This is a genomic window from Novosphingobium sp. (genome assembly GCF_024642085.1).
In the GTDB taxonomy this organism is placed as follows: Bacteria; Pseudomonadota; Alphaproteobacteria; order Sphingomonadales; family Sphingomonadaceae; genus Novosphingobium.
In genome coordinates, this window is the sequence record NZ_JAHEBV010000026.1 from 1 (window position 1) to 600 (window position 600).

A 600-nucleotide genomic window follows, 5' to 3' on the forward strand; every position below is an offset into this window, starting at 1 on the left:
CTATTCGATCAAGAATATGGAAGCCTTCTATCTGCCCGGAGGGCGGCAAGGTGCCGTCAAAACGGCCGGTGACAGCATCGTGATCTACGAGCGCTGGCGCCGCGTCGGCGGCGATGCGCTTCTCACGGAAATTGCCGCCTATAATGAAATCGACTGCCGCTCGACCCGGCTCTGCCGTGACTGGCTCCTGTCGCTGCGGCCAGATGACACGCCGTGGTTTACTGGGCGGACGCTGGCCCCTGCCGATCCGGTAAAGGTCGTCGCGCGCGAGGAATCCGACGAACTCACCCGCCAGTTGGCGCAGGCCTTGATCGCCGGTGAAGACATCCCTTGGCGCCGCCTGCTGGTCGATCTGCTCGAATTTCACCAGCGCGAGGCCAAGCCCAGCTGGTGGGCGATGTTCGCTCGGCAGGATATGGATGCAAATGCGCTCCTTGACGATGCCGAGTGCCTGGCCGACCTCCAGCCCCACCCGACGCTGCGCCCGTGGGTAGACAAGAAGTCGGTCGTACATCCGTTCGCCTTTCCGCCGCAGGACTTCAAGATGAAGGTCGGCGACAAACCGTTGCGCTCCGGGACTCTGGAGCCGGCAGGTGAGAT

Annotated in this window: 1 protein-coding gene; it reads left to right on the forward strand. The window is 63.2% G+C overall.

The window, feature by feature from the left end:
* The coding region (locus Q0L62_RS10540) for a ribonuclease H-like domain-containing protein (protein WP_296679615.1) at positions 1 to 600 on the forward strand (600 nt) is incomplete at both ends.